Here is a 19209-nt window from a genome sequence, read left to right as displayed (position 1 = left end):
ATTACAGCACCTTGTCGAGCGTGATCGGAAAAGCCCTCACACGCTTGCCCGTGGCATGGTAAACAGCGTTCGCCACTGCCGCCGCCACCCCGACCACGCCGATTTCACCCACCCCCTTGGAGCCCAGCTCGTTGACGATGTCGTCGTTCTCTTCAACGAAGATCACCTCGATATCGCCGCTGTCCGCGTTGACCGGGATGTGGTACTCCGCCAGGTTGTGGTTGACGATGCGGCCCAAGCAGTGATCGGTCAGCGCTTCCTCGTGCAGGGCCATGCCCACGCCCCACACCACGCCGCCCAGGATCTGGCTGCGCGCGGTTTTCGGGTTGACTACCCGTCCTGCTGCCACGGCGCTGACCACCCGGGTGACCTTGATGGTGCCAAGGTCCTCGTCAACATACACCTCCACAAAGACCGCCGAATGTGTCGCGGTGGAGAAGGGTTGGCGCCTGGCACCCGGCTCAGCTTCTATCTGCACTTCGAAACTTCGCCCCGGAGCGCTGGCAACTATTTCCGCCAGGGCCAGGCGATGGCTGCCCGCATGCAGGTAGCCATCGGCGAAGACGATCTGCTCCATGGGGGTGCCGGCCACTTCGGGATACGAGTTGCGCGCATGTTCCAGCAGCTTGCTGCGCAGCACCAGGCAGGCCTGGCGCACGGCAGAGCCCACCGACGACACCGTGAACGAGCCACCTTGCAGCGGTGCTGTCGGCAGGGAGGAGTCCCCCAGCACGAAGGTGACATCCTGCACCCCGATGCCGGCTGCATCGGCTGCGATCTGGGTCATGACGGTGTACGTGCCGGTACCGATGTCGGTGGTGGCGCTACTGACGGTCAGGTGACCTTGGGCATCGATGCAGGCCTTGGCGCTGGCCTTCATCTGCAGGGCTTCCCAGACCCCGCCGGCCATGCCCCAGCCGATCAGCTGGTGGCCATTGCGCATGCTGCGCGGCTGCGGGTTGCGGTTTTGCCAGCCGAAACGCTCGGCACCTTGCTGGTAGCATGCCAGCAGCTCCTTGCTGGAGTAGGGCTTGCCCTCATTGCCATTGTTGGCGGCGAAGTTGCGCCGGCGCAGGTCGAGCGGGTCGATCTGGGCTGCACAGGCGAGCTCATCCATGGCGCATTCGAGGGCAATCATGCCTGACGCGGCCCCTGGTGCACGCATGTCCAGCGGGGTATATACATCGAGCGGCGCCAGGCGATAGCTGAACGCAACGTTGTCGCACTGGTAGAGCATGCCGCTCCATTCCACCAGGTGCTCGGTAAAGTCCTCGAAGCGTGATGTCTGGCCAAGTGCATCGTGGGCGATCGCCAGCAACCGCCCGCTTGCGTCAGCACCCAGCCGCAGCCGCTGCTCGGTGCGGGGGCGGTAGCCGAAGGTGAACATCTGCTGACGAGTCAGCGTGACGCGCACCGAGCGTTGCAAATGCAATGCCGCCATCACGGCCAGCGGTAGCTGGTACTGCGGGCGCAGGCCTGAGCCGAACGCGCCGCCGACGAACGCCGCGTGCACACGAATGTTGGCCTTGGGCAGGCCGAACACCTTGTGCAGGTAGTCCTGGCAATTTTGCGTGCCTTGGGTCTTGTCGTGGATTTCGAGGGTGCCGTCGACCTTGTAGTGCACGGTCGAAGCATGTGGCTCCATCGGGTTGTGATGCTCGTTGGCCGTCAGGTAGGTGGCATCTATCTGCACCGGCGCAGCGGCAAACTGCCCTGCGAAATCGCCACGCGGTGCTGGTGTTTCGGCGGGTGCCTCATGGGACTGCCGGGCTGCACCCAGGTCTGTCTGGTGGGCCTCCTCGGCATAGTCGATTCTGATCAGCGAGCCTGCGTATCGCGCCACCTCAAGGGTTGTGGCTACCACCAGCGCCAAGGGTTGACCGCTGTAGAGCACGCGGTCGTTGAACAATGGGCGAAACGGCGACCCCTCGGCCGAGTCGGCGTCACTGTAATCGTCGTCATAACTGGAAATGTGCGGCCGATGGCCATGGTCCAGCACAGCGACTACCCCGGGCACGCGCATTGCCTGTGAATGGTCGATATCGAGCACCCGACCACAGGCGATGGTACTGCACACGACGCTGCCATGGAGCAGCCCGGCTTGTGGGTATTCACCTGCGTAGCGCGCCTGCCCCGTGACCTTGGCGACGCCGTCCACGCGGTCCAGGGGCGTGCCGACTATCGGTGTGGTGTCGATCATGGCTTTGCCCCCTTGGCTTCGGCACCGAGCACTGCCTCGCTCAATGCCCGAACGATTGCGCGCTGCGCAAGTGTGACCTTGAAACCGTTGTGGCTCAGGGGTTGTGCCCCTTGCAGCAAGGTATGCGCAGCTTGGGTGAAAAGCGCTTGCGAAGGCACCTGGCCGGCCAGCATCGTTTCGACAGCCGTGTCCCGCCAAGGCTTGTGGGCAACGCCGCCCAATGCCAGCCGAGCCTGTTGGATCACGCCGCCATCGAGGCTCAATGCCGCGGCGACTGATACCAATGCGAACGCATAGGAGGCGCGGTCGCGAATCTTCAAATAACGGTAATGGTGTTCGAATACAGGGGGCGGCAACTCGATGGCGACCACCAGCTCATCGGTTGCCAGCTGGTTGTCGCGCTCTGGGGCGTCGCCGGGCAGGCGGTGGAAATCCGCGAAGGGTATCTGGCGTTCACGGGCCGGCCCCTGTACGTGCACCACAGCCTCGAGCGCCGCCAATGCCACGCACATGTCCGAGGGGTGGGTGGCGACGCAAGCATCGCTGGCGCCGAGAATGGCATGGATACGGTTCAGTCCCGTACGGGCCGGGCACCCGCTGCCCGGTTCGCGCTTGTTGCAGGGGGTGCCGGTGTCATAGAAGTAATAGCAACGGGTGCGTTGCAGCAGGTTGCCACCGGTGCTGGCCATGTTCCGCAACTGAGGTGATGCCCCCGCCAGAATGGCCTCTGACAGCAGTGGATAATGCTGTTGGATGATCGGGTCCCAGGCCAGGTCGGCATTGCTCACCAAAGCACCGATCAGCACGCCGCCGTTCGAGGTGGGCTGGATGCCGTTCAGGCCAAGGCCGGAGATGTCGATCAGGCGGTTGGGGCAAACCACGTTTTCCTTCATCAGGTCGACGAGGTTGGTACCACCGGCAATGAAGCGCGAGCTGGCGTCTGCCAGGCTGACAGCTTCGCTGACCGATGCGGGCTTGTGATAACTGAATGGCGTCATGGGTTCGTCCCGCCTTGCGGCTGGGCCACGTCCTTCATCAACGGCATGGCTTCTTCCACTGCCGCAACGATGTTGCCGTAGGCACCGCAGCGGCAAAGGTTGCCGCTCATCTGTTCGCGAATGGCCTCGCGATTGTCGGCATGCCCTTCGTTAACAAGCCCGACTGCGGAACAGATCTGCCCCGGCGTGCAATAGCCACACTGGAAGGCATCATGGCGGATGAAGGCGCGTTGCAAGGGGTGCAGCTCGCCGTCGCTGGCCAGCCCTTCGATGGTGACCAGCTCGGCCCCGTCGCACATGATCGCCAGCGTGAGGCAGGCGTTGATACGCTTGCCATCACGCAACACTGTGCAGGCCCCGCACTGGCCATGGTCGCAGCCCTTCTTGGTGCCTACCAGGTCCAGTTGCTCACGCAGCAGGTCGAGCAACGTGGTCCAGGGGTGCACCTGCAGTGATCGGGGCTGACCATTGAGGGTCAGGCGGATGGGGTGTTCTATGACACCCTCGGGGGCGGTTGCGCTCATGGGAGGTCCTCACGGTCGGTCTTGCACAGTTGACTGCATCTATGTGGTGCGACCGGGCCCGCTGTGCAAACGTTCAGCCGAACTGGGTAAAGCGCCCGTGCCTGGGTCTAGAAGCTTGTCGAGTTCCTATGGGAGCGGGCATGCCCGCGAACACGGGCGAAGCCCGTGCCATGCAACGCGCGGTCTGCTTCGCGAGCTTGCTCGCCCCCAGAGGGGTCGCGCCAGCTTTCAGATTTGGATGCTCGCACGCAGATTTGGGTGGTTGGCTCAACCGCCTGAACCACCGCTACTACCGCCAGCGCCGGAACCAGAACCAGAACCAGAACCAGAACCAGAACCGCCCGAGCCTCCGCTGCCGGCGTCCGGTCCTGCGCCGCTACCTGCGGCGCCACCCGTGCCGTTACCCGCGCCTGTGCCCGTGCCCGAGCCGTTGTCGGTGCCGTCACCCCCGGTATTGTCGGTACCATTGGTACCCGTACCGCCAGACCCGGTCCCCATGCCATCACCAGGCGTGCCGGAGCCGGTGCCATCCATGGGGCCGTTGTCCTGAGTCTGCGCACCAGGTGCGCGTTGATCGTTCATGCCGGTGGCCGCCAGCACCAACGGTGCACTGGCACCGATGCACAGTACGAGTAGCAGTGAATGGGCCTTGATGATGTTCATGGTGAATCTCCTCTTTAGGTTGTTCACTTCTTCTTCGTCCTGCTCGGGGGCGAACCGTGCGTCGGTACTGACCAACGGAATGCCCCTGCTGGCACTGATTACCAGCGCACCCAAAGCCTCTGCTCCGGCTCCAGTGCCCCAGGTTAATCGCGTCATTTCTTTTGAGCCTTCAGATAAATGTCATAGATCACATACTCTGAACTCCCGTCGTCATGGCTGCGTCCCCCGAATGAATGCCCAGTCATTGTTGTGGCATTCGCTCAACAGTCAGCTACGAGGGCATGACGATGGACAAGACCGATCAAAGCTCAACGTCCCCACCTGGGAGCACGCAGGATCATGTGCATGCCATCACCAATGAGGCAGGTGCGCTGCTTGGTGAGGCCAGGGAGAAAGGCAGCGAGCAATTCGAGCACTACCGCGATAGCGCAGCAGATCAGCTTGATTCGCTTGAGGAAGGGGTGCGCTCGGCCGCAGCAGCGCTGCAAGACAACGACACGCTGGGGCTCTCGCAATACCTAAGCCAGGCAGCCACCTGTATGGGCGACTTTGCCGAACAGGTACGCCATGAAAGCGCCGAGCACCTGCTGCAGCGCGGTGCCCAGCTGGCGCGGAGCAACCCGGCGCTATTCCTGGCCGGTAGCGTCGCGGTCGGGTTTGCAGTGTCGCGTTTCATACGCGCAAGCGCCAGCCATGGGGGCCAAACTGATGCCCCATCTCAGGAGTGGCACCCGTCACACCCTGCGCAGGCCGTGACGCCTGATCGCGGTAGCGACGTTTCAACCCGGCACCCTTACACCCCGGTCGACCCGGTCGGGCCTGGTGCAGGCACGCCCGTCAGCGGCAGCCCGTTCGAGCGCGACCCGCTCAAAGGAGGTGAGTGATGAACAAGGATCCCTTGCATGCCACACCGGGTGTGCACTCGCCGGAAGATGACGCCGTCGGCGTCGGCGTCGGTGGCCTGTTGCGCCAGTTGATGCGGGAAGTACCGGATTTGTTCACCAAGGAACTGGCACTGGCCAAAACCGAACTGCAGCACAACCTTGCCACGCTCAAGGCCGGCACGGCGGCGGTTGCGGCGGGTGCGATCGTGGTGCTGGCCGGCTTCATCATCCTGCTGCTGGCGGCGGTCTACGCCTTGGCCATGGTGGTCGAACCCTGGCTTGCAGCCCTGATCGTGGGCGCGATTACCGTGGTAATAGGGTTCATCATGCTGCAGTCGGGCAAGAAGCAGTTCGAGCCCGCGCACCTGGCCCCTGAGCGCACGTTGCACGCGATGCAGCAGGACAAGGACACGCTGAAGAGGAAATTGCCATGACCACTTCCTTCGAACATGACGCGCAAAAAGACCCGGACCTGCTCGAGCAGGAAATCAATGCCAAGCGCGAGCACATCAGCGACCTGATGGATGCGCTTGAGCAGCGCCTTAGCCCAGGCCAGATGGTCGACCGCCTATTGGCCTACGGCAAGGGCAGTGGCGGCGAGTTCTTTCAAAACCTGGGCACTACGGTCAAGAACAACCCGGTACCGGCTACCCTGACTGTCCTGGGCCTGGTCTGGCTGGGCCTGAACCAGAACCGCCCCTTTAATCCCGGCCCTGTGCACCAGGGCCCCGGGTTGGGCGAAAAACTGGCAGACGCGGTGGATACGGTCAAGGATGCTTTTGCGCATGCGGGGGAGGCGGTACACGATGCCAGTCAGCAGGTAAGCATGAAAGCCCATGATGTGCGCGACCGGGCCAGTGAGCTGGGAAGCGGCGTACGCGATTCCATGGGTGCTTCGGCGGACACCCTGCGCCACTCTGCACACAAGGTCGCAGACCAGGCAACGGCGCTGAAGGGGCAATTCGACCATCTGCTCCAGGAGCAACCGCTGGTGTTGGCCGCCCTGGGTATCGCCCTGGGCGCGGCCCTGGGGGCGGCTCTGCCCGGTACTCGCAAAGAAGATCAGCTGATGGGCGCCAGCAGTGATCGTTTGACCGACACGCTCAAGGAAAAAGCCAACGAGGCGAAGGCATCGGTCGAACAATCGCTCGATCAGGCGGGCCAGCAGCAACAGACCCAGCAAGCAGGCAAACCGCAAGGCTCAGACCTTTCAGCTGGCCTGGGCTTCACGCCTTGATCCGTTGACGTGCAGTGCCAGCCTTTGCTGCCAAGGCAGAAGGCTGGCACCTTTGCCTTTGGGGCGAACCGCTAGCGGTTACGCACGGTGACCAATGCAGGTGACCATACCGTGTGGCCACAGCGTGTACAGGCAATTGTGTCGTGCGCCTCATGATAGGTTGGGAAACCACAGCTGACGCAGCAATGCATCCCGGCGCCAGGGGGCGACGGGTACTCCGGGCGGTGTTCCAACGGCAGCACGGACAGGCCGGGGCGTGTGTCCTCCTGGTCGTAGAAATACAGGCTGAGGTCGCCATCGGTTTCCAGAAGGCCCAGGCGAACCTGGCCCAGGTGCTCGACGCCTTGTTGGCGCAGCTCCATGAACAGTTCATTGGGTGAAATGTTCATGTGACGCAGGGAATGAATCTCGTACATTCCGTCCTTTACTACCGTGATCGGCAGCCCATCGATCCAGGCCTCGCAGGTCCTGCTTCGTCTCATGAGGTAGACCGTTGCTCGATAAAGCAGAAACAGGGTGATGAAAACCAGGGCCACCGGAAGCAGAGGCACATCTTCGTAAAAGGTCACATCGCCGGCGGCAGAGCCCAAGGTAAGAATCACTACGAGCTCGAAACGGGAAAGCTGCCTGATCCCGCGTCGGCCACTGAATTTCAGAAACAGGAACACGGCGAGGAAGGCCGCCGAAGCACGGACGGCAACTTCCAGAAGAAAGGTAAATGGGAACTCGCCTATCAGCATCCGTTGCAGATCAAACGAAACCATTCGTTCCACCCATCCTTCCGTCATTTTCAGGTAAGCGGTTGACCGTTTTCGCACATTCCTGGTTCATCGATTGATGACTGCGGCTGCAAGTGAAAACAAACTGAACGGTGGCATTGGCGCGCCAGTCAGAGCGTTTAACTTCATGAAAAAAGGATGTCAGCGATGAAAGCGATGACTCGACTGTTCACCGGGCTGGCCATGGCTGGCGCATTGGCAAGCACTGCAGCATGGGCTGATCAGCCTGGGGCAGACTGGAAGGTGACCAAGGATCAGGCAGAGGCGACCCTGAAAGGTGCCGGCTACACGCAGATCACCAAGATCGAGGCCGATGACGGCCATTGGGAAGGTGAGGGCATGAAAGCTGACGGCAAGCAGTACGAATTCCAGGTCGATCCACATGACGGCAAGATCATCAAGGACGAGCTGGACAACTGATAAGGCGAGAGTTGTTTGCTGCGCGGCCCGCGTGATGAGCGCGGGCTTGTTGTTCCTCAGCCTCAAGGCTGGTGGTGAGTCTGCGGTAGCAGCACTCAGGTAGTTATTTCGAATCGAATTCAGCGCAGGGTGGCATTCCGAATGGTTCACACTCAAGCGCTTTCAACCTGTGCCTTGTGGAACAGCGCAAACAGTTCTTGCGGCGATTTTATATTCAGCTTCGCGTAGACATGCCGGCGGTGCACCTTCACGGTCTCCGCCGAGATACCCAGTTTGGCAGCCACTTCCTTGTTCGAGCAGCCGCTGAGGATCAGGCGGATCACATCCAGCTCCCTGGCTGTCAGAGGCGTGCCAAGGCGCACCATGGCCTCTTCAAGATTGGCTTGCCAGCGAGGCGCCTGGCGAGGCGCGCTTTCGGGCATCGTCGGCTCGAAGAACATGCGTTGGCGCATCAGCCCCACTACCCACGGGCGAATCATCTCCAGCAGCGAAACCTGCTCAGGCGTGAACAAGTGCCGGCTTCCCAGAGACAGGCACAGGCTACGCACCTCATCGAGCCGCACGTTGTAGTGCAGTTCATCCTGTTTCACATATGGGTTGAAGTAACGCTCGTGATATTCGGTCCCCCCGAAACGCTCCGGTGCCACGTCCGCTAGGCGGAACAGCCCGGTTGCCGGGTGCTCGCGATTGGCGATGTAGAAAGGGTCGAGCAGGTACATGCCCTTGATGTAGTCGTGGAACAGCGGGTCGGGGCCCTCTCCCTCATACGGGCTTTCAGCGAATGCAAACGGGCAACCCTCGTTGAACAGCAGCACCGCCCAGTTATCGATCGGTACATATTCGCCTATCAATCGGCTCAAGGTTCGCCAGAAATCAGCCTTGTCCAGGTGTTCGATCACGTGGCCGGCAGCGCGATGCCAGGCCATGTCCTGGAGCGTTGGTGTCATGTATCTACCCCCTGGGGTTAACCACTCGACGTGATAGGAAACAGGCTGGAAAAACGCATAATTGCATCGACCTTTTGCAAAAGTCACTTATTTCCTGACCGGGACTTCACCCGATAACAAGGTCCGAATATGAAGCTCGAACTCGTACAGCTGGCGGGGCGCGATGGCGATACCGCCTACAATCTGCGCCGTATCCTGGATGCCATCACCCATTGCGCGTCAGGCGTCGATATCATCGTTTTCCCCGAAGCACAGGTCACCGGTTTTCTGAATCAGCAGAACATTGCCGAACAGGCCTTGCCCTTGGACAGCCCCAGTATCCTGGCCATCCAGCAGGCAGCGCGTGAGCGTCAGGTGGCGGTGGTAGTTGGGCTGATCGAGAACGACGGTGGGCATTACTACAATTCGACGCTGTTCATCACCCCCGAAGGTATTCAGCTCAGTTACCGCAAGACCCACCTCTGGGTATCCGAACCCGGGCTGGTGTTGCCCGGCGACCGCTACGGCACAGTGGAGTGGCGCGGCGTGCGCATCGGCCTGCTGATCTGCTACGACACCGAGTTCCCGGAAACCGCCCGGGCTGTGGCGGCACTGGGCGCCGAGCTGATCCTGGTTACCGATGGCAACATGGAACCCTATGGTCACGTGCACCGCACCTCGGTTACCGCCCGCGCGCAGGAAAACCAGGTGTTTGCCGTTGTCGTCAACCGGGTCGGGGAGGGTGAGGACAATACTGTCTTCGCCGGTGGCAGTGCGGTGGTAGACCCGTTCGGGCAGGTGTTGCTGGAAAGTGGGCGTCAGGAGTGCCGGCATGTCATCGAGTTGGACATGACCCAACTGGCCGAGGCCCGTGCGCTCTACCACTACCAGGCGGACCAGCGCTTCCAGCTGCCCGGTGAGCGTATCGAACATGCCGATGGCCGACGCGAACTGCTCATTCCATGAGCACGGCGTGATGCCCATGGCCACTGGGATCGCGCCAACGATAACAATAATCCAGCGACAGTCAGCGGACTGCACGGTCTCCAGCCGGCACTTCGCCAGGAGCCTTCCATGACGCTTCACCCTTTACTGAAGTTCGGCCTTGTCGCACTGCTCGGCGCCAGCTTGAACGTTGCCCACGCGGAGCCTGCCCGCGTACACCTTTACAACTGGTCTGACTTCCTGGCACCGCAAACGCCGAAGGAGTTCGAGGCAGATACGGGCATCACGCTGATCTGGGACGCCTTCGACAATGCCGAAGTGATGCAGAGCAAGTTAATGGCCGGACGCTCGGGCTATGACGTGGCGATGGTGCCGGACGACCTGTTACCCAGCTTGGTCAGGGCCGGGGTGGTACAGGAGCTGGATCGTGAGCGCTTGGGCAACTGGTCGCACCTGGCCCCGGAAATTCTGGCAAAACAGCAAGGCAACGACCCGGGCAACCGCTACGGCGTGCCCTATATGTGGGGCACGACGGGCATTGGCTATGATCAGGTCAAGGTCCGACAACTGCTGGGTCTGAGCGCGCCGGTGAATTCCTGGGACCTGATATTCAAAGAAGAAAACATCGCGAAGCTCAGCAAATGCGGCGTAGCGATGCTGGATGCGCCCGTAGAGATCGTGCCTATTGCGCTGAGCTACCTAGGGCTGCCACCGAACAGCAAGAACCCCGAAGACTACCGCAGGGCTGAAGCGTTGCTGCTCAAGGTGCGGCCGTACATCCGCTATTTCGATTCTTCGAAGTTCACCACCGACCTGGCCAATGGCGACATCTGTGCCGTGGTGGGGTGGGGCGGCTCGGTCTACAACGCCAAGGTCACGGCAGACCATGCCAACAACGGCATCAAGCTGGCCTACAGCATTCCGAAGGAAGGCGCACCGGTCTGGTTTGAAAACATGGTGTTGCTCAAGGACGCCCCGCATCCGCAGCACGGCTATGACTTCATCAACTACATGCTGCGCCCGCAAGTAATAGCCAAAAGCTCCGACTACCTCGGCTACCCCAATGGCAACAAGGACGCCACGGCCTTTATCAATCCGCAACTGCGCAACAATCCGGCGGTTTACCCCTCGAAGGATGTCCTGGCCACGCTGTACCCGCTCGAAACGCTGCCGCTCAAGCTGGAGCGCTTGCGTACCCGCCTCTGGAGCAAGGTGAAGAGCGGCACCTGAGGGGCGCGCCTGACCCTTCGTATAACAACAATGCGCTTGACTGGAGTACTCATGACTCACTCTGCAGACTTGATCATCACCCACGCTGACATCCACACCATGGACCCTGACCTGCCCAGGGCCCAGGCCATTGCCGTGCATCAGGGTCGCATCGTGGCGGTGGGCGCCAACGTGGATATCGAATGCATGGCGGGCGTCGATACGCGCCGCATCAACGCACAAGGGCGGCTGATGTTGCCCGGCCTGCAAGACAACCACGTGCATTTTCAGCTCAGCAGCGCCGACCTCTATCACAATGCCTCGCTATACGCCGCGACTACCCTTGATGAGCTGCTGAGCTGTATCCGCGAGTTCGTCGAACGCCATCCCGACAAGACGTGGATCCGTGGCGTCGGCTTTTCCCCCAGCCTGTTCGGCCCTGACGTGCTCACCAAAGAGCTGCTCGACAGTGTGACGGGCGGTCGACCGGCACTCATGCTCGCCAACGACTACCACAATGGCTGGGCCAACAGCGCAGCTTTCGAGATTGCCGGTGTACGCCCAGGCAGCCCAGAGCCACAGAACGGCAGTTATGTGCGCAACGCCGACGGTGCGCCCAAGGGGTGGCTGCTGGAGGATGCGATCTGGGCCATGAATCGTATCGCCCCCGGGTACACGGACGAGGAATACCTGGCGGCCATGCAGCACTTCAGCAAGGCATTCAACCGCCGGGGCATCACGGGCATACTGGATGCCATGGTCAACCGCAACTACATGAAAAACTACCAGGCGTCCTATGAGCGCGGTGACCTGACCCTGCGCGTTCGAGCCACCTCCAAGGTCTTCGCGCACAAGCCGCTGGACGAGCAGCTTGGCGAGCTCCAGGACCTGCGCAGCACCTACCAGGGCGATAGGGTAAGCATGCACTCGGCCAAGTTCTTCCTCGACGGCGTACTGGAAAGCGGTACGGCAGTGTTCCTTGAGCCCCGCAGTGACACCGGTGGTAATGCCGACCTGATGTTTACCCAGGCGCAGATCAACGAGTACTTTGCAGCCTTCGACCGGGAGAGGTTCCAGTTGCACGTACATACCATCGGCGACGGTGCTGTGCGTGCCGCGGTGGATGGCATTGACTACGCCCGCCAACAGAATGGCAAATGGGACTCGCGCCACCAGCTCGCCCACCTGCAAGTGGTGGCCCGAGTCGACATTCCCCGCTTCACCACCTTGGGCATCCTGGCCAACTTCCAACCGTTGTGGGCACAGCCGCAACCTGAAGCCGACGCCATTGCTCACGCCATGCTGGGCGAGCAACGCAGCCAGTGGATCTTCCCCATCGGTGCATTTGTACGCAAAGGCGTGACCTGCATGATGAGCAGCGACTGGGGCGTGAGTACCTATGACCCCTTCCAGATCCTGCAATCAGCGGTCACCCGCCAAGCAATCGATGCCAGCCCCGACGACCCGGTGCACAACCCACATCACCGCATCAGCATTGAAGATGCGCTGCGTGGCTATACGCTCAATGCAGCCCACGCCGCCTGGCGGGATGACTGTACCGGCAGCCTCAGCGTAGGCAAGTACGCTGACCTGATTGTGCTTGACCGCAACCTGTTTGAAGTCGCGCCCGGCGAAATAGCCCAGACCCAGGTCTTGCTCACCCTGCTGGAAGGTCAGGAAGTGCATCGAGACCCGGGCTTCGGCTGACGGTTCGCCCCGCAACGGGGCGAAGCACGCCACGCACACCCCCTCTATCTCGCCCCGGGCCTTCTGGCCCAGGGAGCAGTGCGCGCGCGAGGCACCGCGTTTGTCATTAGAACAAGAAGAAAACGGGAGAACTCAGCATGTCCTTCATCAACCAGGCACGCGTGCTTTCAGCGCTAGGCGCCTTACTCAGCCCGTGCGCCTTTGCCGGGTATACCTTCGAAGCTGGCGACGTTTCAGGGGAAGCGACACTGGCCGCAGGCATCGCCAATATCCGCGCAAGCGACGTCAATTTTGGTGTCGGGCGCGTGGATCTGCGCAGTGGCCACAATACCGGCGAGCGGGCTGTGTGGCAGGAGATGTATATGAAACCCGGTGCAACCCTGCGCTTCGAGATCAGCCCTGATCTTGAAGTGTTTGGCGGCGTGTCGTCGGTGGCGGCTGCAACGTTTGGTGACGGCGACGCAGGCGGCTACACCCGCAGCTCCGATCATGGGCTCGCCATCGAAGCCTTCTATGGCGGCGTGCGCAAAGGGGACTGGTCGTTCAGCGCCGGGCGCCAAGACTACAAGGTCGGCACCGGCTTCATCGTCATGGACGGCAACCTCGACCTCTTCGACGATGCCGCGTACTGGGTTGGCCCACGCACCGCGTTTCGCGACTCTGCGCTTCTGGGCTACCGCCACGGCTCGCTCAGCGCCCAGGCATTCAGCTTGCGCACGGATGACGACCTGGGTGACTTTCGTATGAACGGCTTGAATATCGACTATGACTTAGTCGATACGGTAGCCCTGGGCGCCATGGCGATGAAGGTCGACGCCCTGTCGCACGAGGCCGACAGGTTGACCCCGCGTGACGGAATGCAGGTGTACAACCTGCGCGCGTTGCAAGGCAAGCTGCCGTTTGTCGACGGCCTCACGCTACACGGTGAGTACGCCGTCCAGCGTGGCGCGGGCGCCGGTGTCCACTACGACGCCAGCGCCTGGTATGCCCAGGCCGACTACACCTTTTCCTCCATGCCTCTGCAGCCATTGCTCAGCTATCGCTATGCCGCCTTCTCCGGCGACGACGACCCCAGCGATGGCAAACAGAAGTCCTGGGACCCGCTCAGCAAAGGGTATGTCGACTGGGGTACCTGGTTGATGGGCGACGTCGTCGGCAACTATCTGTTGTTCAACAGCAACGAACGCGTAAGCCAGTGGGCGCTACGCACCCACCTGACACCCACGGTGAGCCTGGGCGGCATTCATTACCAGTTCAACCTGGATGAAAAAGTGCTCAACGGAGGGGCCGTGAGCGATCGACGCTTCGCCGACGAAAATGTGCTGTTCGTCGAATGGGCCCCGACAGCGAGCGTCTACACCAGCGTCTCCTATAGCTGGGTCCAGCCCCTTGCAGCCGCCCGCGAAACCTACGGCAACGACAATTTCAGTGCATTAGAAATGTTCGTCTCCTACCGCTATTGAACGACACCAGCAGGTGGATGCTGCCCGCAGCGGCCGCATCCGCTCCATCAACAACAGGAACACCACCGTGATCAATGCAGCTTTCGGGTGTCGCAAGGCGCCCCTCTTCGCCGTCCCCTCGTTCATGCTTGAAAGGGGGGGCTGCCATGGCCGATAAACCGGTCAAATTGACCGCCAGCCTCAGCCTGACTTCGGTCGTGCTGTTCGGTCTGGCCTACATGGCGCCCAGCCTGGTGCTGGTCATTTTTGGTGTCATTGCCCAGGGTAGCGCCGGCACAGCGCCCAGTGCTTTTCTACTGGCCACCGGCGCCATGCTGTTGTCGGCATTGAGCTACGCCAAGATGGCAAGGCTGTTTCCCGTTTCCGGCTCCGCTTATTTCTACGCCCGGCAAATGCTGGGGGGGCAGTTTGGGTTTCTGGTTGGTTGGCTGGTGTTGCTGGACTACCTGTTCATGCCCATGGTCGCCTGGCTGGTGCAGGCGGTATTTCTCAATGTGCAATTCCCTGGCATACCGTTCTGGGGTGGATGTTGGTCAATATCGGCCTGACCACGCTGGTAAATGTCCTGGGGCTCAGCCTTGCCGACCGAACCAACAAATTGCTGACAGGGTTGGGCATTGCCCTGGTGCTGCTGTTTGTGTTTTTGTGCCTGATCCACCTGGTGTATCAGTCTCCGGCGTCCCTGACAGCGCCATTGTGGAACGCCAGTAGTACCTTCGTGGGTGTCTCGGCAGCGGCAGCCGTGGCGGCATATTCCTATCTGGGCTTCGATGCGGTCACCACCATGGCGGAGGAAACGCGCGACGCAAGGACAACATCCCGCGCGCCGTGGTGCTGGTGATGGCGACGGCAGGCCTGCTGTTTGCGTTTGTGGCGTACATCATGCAATTGGTCCATCCCGGCGGCGTATTCGACGATGCTCAGACCGCTGCCTATCTCATGTCCATCAAAGTAGGCGGGCAGGTGTTTGCGGATTGGCTCAACTTCGGTTTAATCGTCTCCGGGTTTGCCTCTGGTCTCATCGTGCAACTCAGCACCAGCCGCCTGCTTTATTTCATGGGCCGGGCCGGCGTGTTGCCAAAACCCTTATTTGGCACCCTCAACCCCAAGACCGGGGCGCCGATTTTCAACCTGTTGCTCACAGCAGTGATCGGGTTGCTGGGTTTGAACCTGACGCTCGAAATGGCAACTTCCTTCATCAACTTCGGTGCCTTCCTTGGCTTCACCGCAGTGAATCTGTGCGTCATTTGCTACTTCTACCGTGCTCGGCGGCGCGAGCGCCTTGGGCTTGTCGGTTATCTGTTTTCCCCCCTTGCGGGTATGTGTGTAAACCTTTACTTGGTAAGCCAGCTAAGCGCGACCGCGATTGTCATTGGGCTTTGTTGGCTTACCCTTGGCGTGGTCTACCTAACCTGGCTCACACGAGGTTTCCGCCAGCCTGCGCCCGACCTTATGGCAGGAGGATGATGGTTTAGTCCGCCATCACTTCATCAAGGGCCTGCTCAAGGGTGCTGACCGTACGCTCGATGTTATGCAGCTTTTCGAGCCCGAACAGACCGATGCGAAAGGTCTGGAAATCGGCTGGCTCGTCGCATTGCAACGGCACGCCAGCCGCTATCTGCAGGCCGTGATCGGCAAACTTCTTGCCGGTCTTGATGTCGGCGTCATCGGTGTAGCTCACCACGACGCCCGGGGCTTGAAAGCCGGCTGCGGCCACGCTCTTGATACCTTTGCCGGTCAGCATGGCGCGCACCCGATCACCCAGCGCCTGTTGTTCACTGCGCAGCTTCTCGAAACCGTAGGCTTGCATCTCGTTCATCACGTCGTTGAACCGCGCCAGCGAATCGCTGGGCATGGTCGCATGGTAGGCATGACCGCCCTGTTCGTAGGCCTGCATGATCTGGAGCCACTTTTTCAGGTCGCAGGCAAAGCTGCTGCTTTGCGTGTGCTCGATGCGCTCCAGGGCCAACGCGCTGAGCATCACCAGGGCACAGCAAGGGGAGGCGCTCCAGCCTTTTTGCGGTGCGCTGATCAGCAGGTCGACTGCGCACTTGTGCATATCAACCCAAAGCGTGCCGGAGGCGATGCAGTCCAGCACGAACAGGCCACCCACCGCATGCACCGCGTCGCCGACGGCCCGCAGGTAATCGTCGGGCAGGATAATCCCGGATGAGGTTTCAACGTGGGGGGCGAAGACGATTTTCGGCTTGTGCGCCTGGATGCTCGCCAGCACTTCCTCCAGCGGCGGGGGCGTGTAGGCAGCCTGGCGTCCCGCCTCGACTGGTCGGGCTTTCAGCACTGTGGTGGCCGCTGGGATGTTGCCCGCATCAAGGATTTGGCTCCAGCGATAACTGAACCAGCCATTGCGTATCACCAGGCATTGCTGGCCGGTGGCAAACTGTCGCGCTACCGATTCCATGCCGAATGTACCGCTGCCCGGCACTACCGCAACAGCCTGGGCGCCATAGACCTGTTTCAGCGTGCTGGAAATGTTCTTCATCACGCCTTGAAAGGTTTGTGACATGTGGTTGAGCGAGCGGTCGGTGTAGACCACCGAGTACTCGATCAGCCCCTCAGGATCATTACTGGGATAAAGCGTTGACATGGGGTCACTCCTTGGGCAGAGATGTCAGTGGTATCGACCCTGCCCTAAGACTTGGCAAATGACAAGATCGGGCGGGACTGATTGCGCTGAACCCGCCCGCTGTCGCCCCAAAATAGACACCGATCCCACGCTCTGTTGCCAGGACCGGCCTCATCGCCGGCAAGCCAGCTCCCACAGGACTATGATCAGGCCGAGGCCTGCGCTATACCTGTGGGAGCCGAGCTTGCCGGCGATGGGCCGCGAAGCGGGCCCAGGATCCAGATGTGTGTAATGGGGCGAAAGCAGCCGTTCACAATTTACAGCGTCAGGCTTACAACCGGTAAGCGCTGCGTTGATAACCCACAATGGCTACCAGTCTTGCGCATGGGGCTCTGGCTCACTCAACGATGGAAACAGCGGCAGTACTTCTTCTGCCAGCTTTTGCTAAGCGCGGCCGCCAGTGGCCCGGGCATCGCGCTGGTACAGGCGCAGCACGCGGAGGACGACCTGCGAAGCGGCCGATTGGTGGTAGCGGTAGACCGACCTTGGCCTTCGCGCTTCGCCTATTACGTGGTCACCCGCCAAGAGAGCCTGAGCCGGCCCCATGTACGGGCATTCATCAACCCTCAGCCACACGCCCAGCCCAGTTCCCTGTGGGTTTCATCCTGACAGGCACCGGGCAGAGCGCGACTGTATTCAGCCCGAAGTCTGCGGCGCTGCGCTCTCGGCAGCGGGGGCCGCAACAGGCGCTTTCGCCTTCGCACGATTTCGGCGCTCCTGGCTACGATGCCGCGCAGCTTGTTGCTTGGCATGGATCGCCTGAGTGGCGGTCACAATGCCAGCGACTTGACCATTCAAGTCCAGGCGCGGGGCATTCTCTACCATGCTTGCCCAGTAGCGGGTTCCCTTGCACCAGGTAGAAATGCCCAGCTTGAGCTGTTCGCGGGTAATTCCGAGCAGTTCCAGGTGTTGCTCGGCATCCTTGAAAATGCCCTCTTTGAGCGGAACCTTGGGGGCCGGATTGACAGGGAAGGCCAATGGAAAATGCTTCTGCAATGGCCAGATCGCTGCCACCGCCGGGTCCTGCTCACGAGGCTTGGCCTGTGGCGGCGCCTTGCGCTTGGGCTGCTTGGTGCTATCGGCCTTTTCCTGCACTTTCTCCGCCCGCAGGCGGTCACGTAGCTCGGCTAGTTGTTCAAAACCCATTGTTCAATTCACTGCTTCGAAGTTGATTGCGAGGCACAAGGATATGCCATGCAGCGCCATAGATCAGCCTAAACAGATGAATTGTGCCAATTTTCCTGGCCAAAGCGTGTCCTTTTTGCCGATTGCAGGCCCCGTCCCGGTCCTAGGGCACATCGGTATTTAGCGCCGCGCAGTATCAAGTAGCTGCATTTGGTATCGCTCATCCGAAAGGCCGCGAATAAATACATCCACGCCTGCAAGGCCGCAGTCGTATGAAGCACACAGGCCTTTCTGTGTCTGACTTGAGGTAAGCGATCATGGCTAATAATCAAGACAAGGGCGCCAACCAGGGCAATGCCAATAGCGGTACTGGCAACAACACCGCAGGTACCGGCCAGCAGGGCGGTCAAGGCTCGGGTGGTGGCATGCCCAACCAGCAGCAACAAGGTCAGAACCAGCCAGGGCAGAAGCCCGAGGACAAGATGAACAAGGACTGGGACCGCGATTCCGGAAGCAAAGGCGGCCGGCAGGAAGACAGCATGACCGACAAGCAGAACCAGGCTGATAAAGACCGCATGGGAGGTCAGCAGTCGCAGCGCGATAACCCACAGCGTGACCAAGACCGCTGATCGTCGCTGATGTGCACCAGGGTGGCTAGCCACCCTGGTGCGAGCGGGCCGCGTAGCGGCTTCAGATTCGTTCAGGCCGTTGCCTTGGCCTGCTGTTCCAGATGCACCTGCAGTGCCGGGTCGATTTGCAATGCGCCGGCCAGTTCATCAAGGTAGGCCCGCTCCGCATCTTGCTGGTCATCCACCAGCATCACGCTGGCCAGGTACATTTCTGCGGCCATGGCCGGGTCGTGGGCAGACTGGGCCACTTCGGCAACATCGAGTGGCTTGCTGACTTCGTCATCCAGCCACTGCTGCAGTTGCGGGTCGCTGGTGTGGCGCTTTATTTCCGCGTAGATCAGCTGTTCTTCCTGCGGGTCGATGCGGCCGTCTGCCTTGGCTGCCGCAATCAGTGCTCGCAGGATCGCATGGCTGTGGTCCTCGGCCTCAGGGCCGGCCAGTTGATCAACAGTACGTAGCGCCTGTTGCGGAGCTGCCGCCTGGCTGCGCTGCCAGCTTTGGTAGGCCTGAAAAACCATCATGCCCAACGACGCCAGCGCCGCGAAATTGGTGCCGCCGGTGGAGCGCCCCTGAGGCAAGCCGCCCGTGCTGCTGTCACCACGGCCACCTAACAAACCACCCAACAAGCCGCCCAGGCCGCCAAGGCCGTTTTGCCATGACAGGCCGCTGTTTCCTTGACGCGCTTGTGAACCTTGCCCCGCCCGAAGTAACTGTTCGAGTAGATCACTGGTGTTCATGGCACCGCCCTCGCTGGGTAGTCGTTGTCCAGACAAGCAACGATAGCCCTCTCAAGGCGCTTCGCCATGACCGTCTGGCCGACTGGAGACGACCTGGCGCAGGGGGGGCGAACCCACGC

General features: G+C 61.0%; 22 protein-coding genes. 13 read left to right on the top strand and 9 right to left on the bottom strand.

The window, feature by feature from the left end; all coding sequences use genetic code 11:
• Position 1 precedes the first annotated feature (1 nt).
• The 4 genes from ABI582_RS00525 to ABI582_RS00510 all read right to left on the bottom strand — a co-directional run bounded on the left by ABI582_RS00525 (position 2) and on the right by ABI582_RS00510 (position 4385).
• Complete coding sequence (locus ABI582_RS00525; protein ID WP_442118052.1) at positions 2-2200, bottom strand: xanthine dehydrogenase family protein molybdopterin-binding subunit; 2199 nt, start codon at positions 2198-2200, stop codon at positions 2-4.
• Complete coding sequence (locus ABI582_RS00520) at positions 2197-3198, bottom strand: FAD binding domain-containing protein (protein ID WP_442118051.1); 1002 nt, start codon at positions 3196-3198, stop codon at positions 2197-2199. The genes ABI582_RS00525 and ABI582_RS00520 overlap by 4 nt, the downstream gene beginning before the upstream one ends.
• The gene (locus tag ABI582_RS00515; protein ID WP_338747153.1) at positions 3195-3722 is read right to left on the bottom strand and encodes a (2Fe-2S)-binding protein; all 528 of its coding nucleotides are present in this window, start codon (positions 3720-3722) and stop codon (positions 3195-3197) included. Before ABI582_RS00515 ends, ABI582_RS00520 begins: the two co-directional genes overlap by 4 nt.
• 267 nt (positions 3723-3989) lie before the next feature.
• Positions 3990-4385: a hypothetical protein gene (locus ABI582_RS00510; RefSeq protein WP_442118050.1), complete on the bottom strand. Its 396-nt coding sequence runs from the start codon at positions 4383-4385 to the stop codon at positions 3990-3992.
• A 341-nt stretch (positions 4386-4726) separates the two neighbouring features.
• On the opposite strand from ABI582_RS00510, the gene ABI582_RS00505 reads away from it, so the two are divergent.
• From ABI582_RS00505 to ABI582_RS00495, 3 genes are read left to right on the top strand one after another with little or no spacing between them, the layout of a single operon-like run.
• Positions 4727-5269: a hypothetical protein gene (locus tag ABI582_RS00505; protein ID WP_338747155.1), complete on the top strand. Its 543-nt coding sequence runs from the start codon at positions 4727-4729 to the stop codon at positions 5267-5269.
• Complete coding sequence (locus ABI582_RS00500) at positions 5269-5703, top strand: phage holin family protein (protein WP_442118049.1); 435 nt, start codon at positions 5269-5271, stop codon at positions 5701-5703. Before ABI582_RS00505 ends, ABI582_RS00500 begins: the two co-directional genes overlap by 1 nt.
• Entirely contained in the window at positions 5700-6506 is an 807-nt protein-coding gene (locus ABI582_RS00495) for a DUF3618 domain-containing protein (protein ID WP_338747157.1), read from the top strand. Before ABI582_RS00500 ends, ABI582_RS00495 begins: the two co-directional genes overlap by 4 nt.
• Positions 6507-6577: 71 nt before the next feature.
• Here ABI582_RS00495 and ABI582_RS00490 read toward each other — a convergent pair whose 3' ends face one another.
• Complete coding sequence (locus tag ABI582_RS00490; RefSeq protein WP_338747498.1) at positions 6578-7270, bottom strand: DUF421 domain-containing protein; 693 nt, start codon at positions 7268-7270, stop codon at positions 6578-6580.
• Positions 7271-7432: 162 nt separating this feature from the next.
• Between ABI582_RS00490 and ABI582_RS00485 the strand changes: the two genes are divergently transcribed.
• Complete coding sequence (locus tag ABI582_RS00485; RefSeq protein WP_338747158.1) at positions 7433-7705, top strand: PepSY domain-containing protein; 273 nt, start codon at positions 7433-7435, stop codon at positions 7703-7705.
• A 152-nt stretch (positions 7706-7857) separates the two neighbouring features.
• On the opposite strand, the gene ABI582_RS00480 is transcribed toward ABI582_RS00485, so the two are convergent.
• On the bottom strand, positions 7858-8652 hold the full coding sequence (locus ABI582_RS00480) for a response regulator transcription factor (protein WP_442118423.1): 795 nt from the start codon (positions 8650-8652) through the stop codon (positions 7858-7860).
• A gap of 129 nt (positions 8653-8781) precedes the next feature.
• Between ABI582_RS00480 and ABI582_RS00475 the strand changes: the two genes are divergently transcribed.
• The 7 genes from ABI582_RS00475 to ABI582_RS00445 all read left to right on the top strand — a co-directional run bounded on the left by ABI582_RS00475 (position 8782) and on the right by ABI582_RS00445 (position 15422).
• Positions 8782-9597 carry a carbon-nitrogen hydrolase family protein gene (locus ABI582_RS00475; protein WP_442118048.1) on the top strand — a complete coding sequence of 272 codons (816 nt, stop codon included), beginning with the start codon at positions 8782-8784 and terminating at the stop codon, positions 9595-9597.
• A 108-nt stretch (positions 9598-9705) separates the two neighbouring features.
• Positions 9706-10806 (top strand): polyamine ABC transporter substrate-binding protein, encoded by a 1101-nt coding sequence (locus tag ABI582_RS00470; protein WP_442118047.1) that lies wholly within the window; start codon positions 9706-9708, stop codon positions 10804-10806.
• 51 nt (positions 10807-10857) lie between these two features.
• Positions 10858-12492 carry an amidohydrolase gene (locus ABI582_RS00465; protein WP_442118046.1) on the top strand — a complete coding sequence of 545 codons (1635 nt, stop codon included), beginning with the start codon at positions 10858-10860 and terminating at the stop codon, positions 12490-12492.
• 137 nt (positions 12493-12629) lie between these two features.
• Positions 12630-13955, top strand: a complete 1326-nt coding sequence (locus ABI582_RS00460; protein WP_442118045.1) for an alginate export family protein — start codon at positions 12630-12632, stop codon at positions 13953-13955.
• A 146-nt stretch (positions 13956-14101) separates the two neighbouring features.
• On the top strand, positions 14102-14503 hold the full coding sequence (locus tag ABI582_RS00455) for a hypothetical protein (protein WP_442118044.1): 402 nt from the start codon (positions 14102-14104) through the stop codon (positions 14501-14503).
• On the top strand, positions 14482-14796 hold the full coding sequence (locus ABI582_RS00450; RefSeq protein ID WP_442118043.1) for an amino acid permease: 315 nt from the start codon (positions 14482-14484) through the stop codon (positions 14794-14796). The genes ABI582_RS00455 and ABI582_RS00450 overlap by 22 nt, the downstream gene beginning before the upstream one ends.
• Positions 14796-15422, top strand: a complete 627-nt coding sequence (locus ABI582_RS00445) for an APC family permease (protein WP_442118042.1) — start codon at positions 14796-14798, stop codon at positions 15420-15422. The genes ABI582_RS00450 and ABI582_RS00445 overlap by 1 nt, the downstream gene beginning before the upstream one ends.
• A 4-nt stretch (positions 15423-15426) precedes the next feature.
• On the opposite strand, the gene ABI582_RS00440 is transcribed toward ABI582_RS00445, so the two are convergent.
• Complete coding sequence (locus ABI582_RS00440; RefSeq protein ID WP_442118041.1) at positions 15427-16560, bottom strand: aminotransferase class V-fold PLP-dependent enzyme; 1134 nt, start codon at positions 16558-16560, stop codon at positions 15427-15429.
• 261 nt (positions 16561-16821) lie between these two features.
• Between ABI582_RS00440 and ABI582_RS00435 the strand changes: the two genes are divergently transcribed.
• On the top strand, positions 16822-17208 hold the full coding sequence (locus ABI582_RS00435) for a LysR substrate-binding domain-containing protein (protein WP_442118040.1): 387 nt from the start codon (positions 16822-16824) through the stop codon (positions 17206-17208).
• A gap of 27 nt (positions 17209-17235) precedes the next feature.
• Here ABI582_RS00435 and ABI582_RS00430 read toward each other — a convergent pair whose 3' ends face one another.
• Positions 17236-17745: a ProQ/FinO family protein gene (locus tag ABI582_RS00430; protein WP_442118039.1), complete on the bottom strand. Its 510-nt coding sequence runs from the start codon at positions 17743-17745 to the stop codon at positions 17236-17238.
• Between the two features lie 296 nt (positions 17746-18041).
• On the opposite strand from ABI582_RS00430, the gene ABI582_RS00425 reads away from it, so the two are divergent.
• A complete protein-coding gene (locus ABI582_RS00425) occupies positions 18042-18353 on the top strand; it encodes a hypothetical protein (RefSeq protein ID WP_019473310.1) in 312 nt (103 codons plus the stop codon).
• A gap of 71 nt (positions 18354-18424) precedes the next feature.
• Here ABI582_RS00425 and ABI582_RS00420 read toward each other — a convergent pair whose 3' ends face one another.
• A complete protein-coding gene (locus tag ABI582_RS00420; protein ID WP_442118038.1) occupies positions 18425-19090 on the bottom strand; it encodes a tellurite resistance TerB family protein in 666 nt (221 codons plus the stop codon).
• Positions 19091-19209 lie beyond the last annotated feature (119 nt).

Origin of the sequence: Pseudomonas sp. SAS7, assembly GCF_052112345.1 — a bacterium.
Lineage (GTDB): Bacteria > Pseudomonadota > Gammaproteobacteria > Pseudomonadales > Pseudomonadaceae > Aquipseudomonas > Aquipseudomonas putida_Q.
This window is presented reverse-complemented; position numbering and strand designations above follow the sequence as displayed.

Bases quoted from the DNA above. Each gene is read 5' to 3' on its own strand.
- ABI582_RS00445 (WP_442118042.1), top strand. From the start codon at position 14,796: ATGGCGACGGCAGGCCTGCTGTTTGCGTTTGTGGCGTACATCATGCAA.
- ABI582_RS00475 (WP_442118048.1), top strand. From the start codon at position 8,782: ATGAAGCTCGAACTCGTACAGCTGGCGGGGCGCGATGGCGATACCGCC.
- ABI582_RS00525 (WP_442118052.1), bottom strand. From the start codon at position 2,200: ATGATCGACACCACACCGATAGTCGGCACGCCCCTGGACCGCGTGGAC.
- ABI582_RS00500 (WP_442118049.1), top strand. From the start codon at position 5,269: ATGAACAAGGATCCCTTGCATGCCACACCGGGTGTGCACTCGCCGGAA.
- ABI582_RS00515 (WP_338747153.1), bottom strand. From the start codon at position 3,722: ATGAGCGCAACCGCCCCCGAGGGTGTCATAGAACACCCCATCCGCCTG.
- ABI582_RS00495 (WP_338747157.1), top strand. From the start codon at position 5,700: ATGACCACTTCCTTCGAACATGACGCGCAAAAAGACCCGGACCTGCTC.
- ABI582_RS00440 (WP_442118041.1), bottom strand. From the start codon at position 16,560: ATGTCAACGCTTTATCCCAGTAATGATCCTGAGGGGCTGATCGAGTAC.
- ABI582_RS00510 (WP_442118050.1), bottom strand. From the start codon at position 4,385: ATGAACATCATCAAGGCCCATTCACTGCTACTCGTACTGTGCATCGGT.
- ABI582_RS00485 (WP_338747158.1), top strand. From the start codon at position 7,433: ATGAAAGCGATGACTCGACTGTTCACCGGGCTGGCCATGGCTGGCGCA.
- ABI582_RS00480 (WP_442118423.1), bottom strand. From the start codon at position 8,652: ATGACACCAACGCTCCAGGACATGGCCTGGCATCGCGCTGCCGGCCAC.
- ABI582_RS00465 (WP_442118046.1), top strand. From the start codon at position 10,858: ATGACTCACTCTGCAGACTTGATCATCACCCACGCTGACATCCACACC.
- ABI582_RS00425 (WP_019473310.1), top strand. From the start codon at position 18,042: ATGGCTAATAATCAAGACAAGGGCGCCAACCAGGGCAATGCCAATAGC.
- ABI582_RS00490 (WP_338747498.1), bottom strand. From the start codon at position 7,270: ATGGTTTCGTTTGATCTGCAACGGATGCTGATAGGCGAGTTCCCATTT.
- ABI582_RS00450 (WP_442118043.1), top strand. From the start codon at position 14,482: ATGTTGGTCAATATCGGCCTGACCACGCTGGTAAATGTCCTGGGGCTC.
- ABI582_RS00455 (WP_442118044.1), top strand. From the start codon at position 14,102: ATGGCCGATAAACCGGTCAAATTGACCGCCAGCCTCAGCCTGACTTCG.
- ABI582_RS00420 (WP_442118038.1), bottom strand. From the start codon at position 19,090: ATGAACACCAGTGATCTACTCGAACAGTTACTTCGGGCGGGGCAAGGT.
- ABI582_RS00460 (WP_442118045.1), top strand. From the start codon at position 12,630: ATGTCCTTCATCAACCAGGCACGCGTGCTTTCAGCGCTAGGCGCCTTA.
- ABI582_RS00470 (WP_442118047.1), top strand. From the start codon at position 9,706: ATGACGCTTCACCCTTTACTGAAGTTCGGCCTTGTCGCACTGCTCGGC.
- ABI582_RS00435 (WP_442118040.1), top strand. From the start codon at position 16,822: ATGTGTGTAATGGGGCGAAAGCAGCCGTTCACAATTTACAGCGTCAGG.
- ABI582_RS00520 (WP_442118051.1), bottom strand. From the start codon at position 3,198: ATGACGCCATTCAGTTATCACAAGCCCGCATCGGTCAGCGAAGCTGTC.
- ABI582_RS00430 (WP_442118039.1), bottom strand. From the start codon at position 17,745: ATGGGTTTTGAACAACTAGCCGAGCTACGTGACCGCCTGCGGGCGGAG.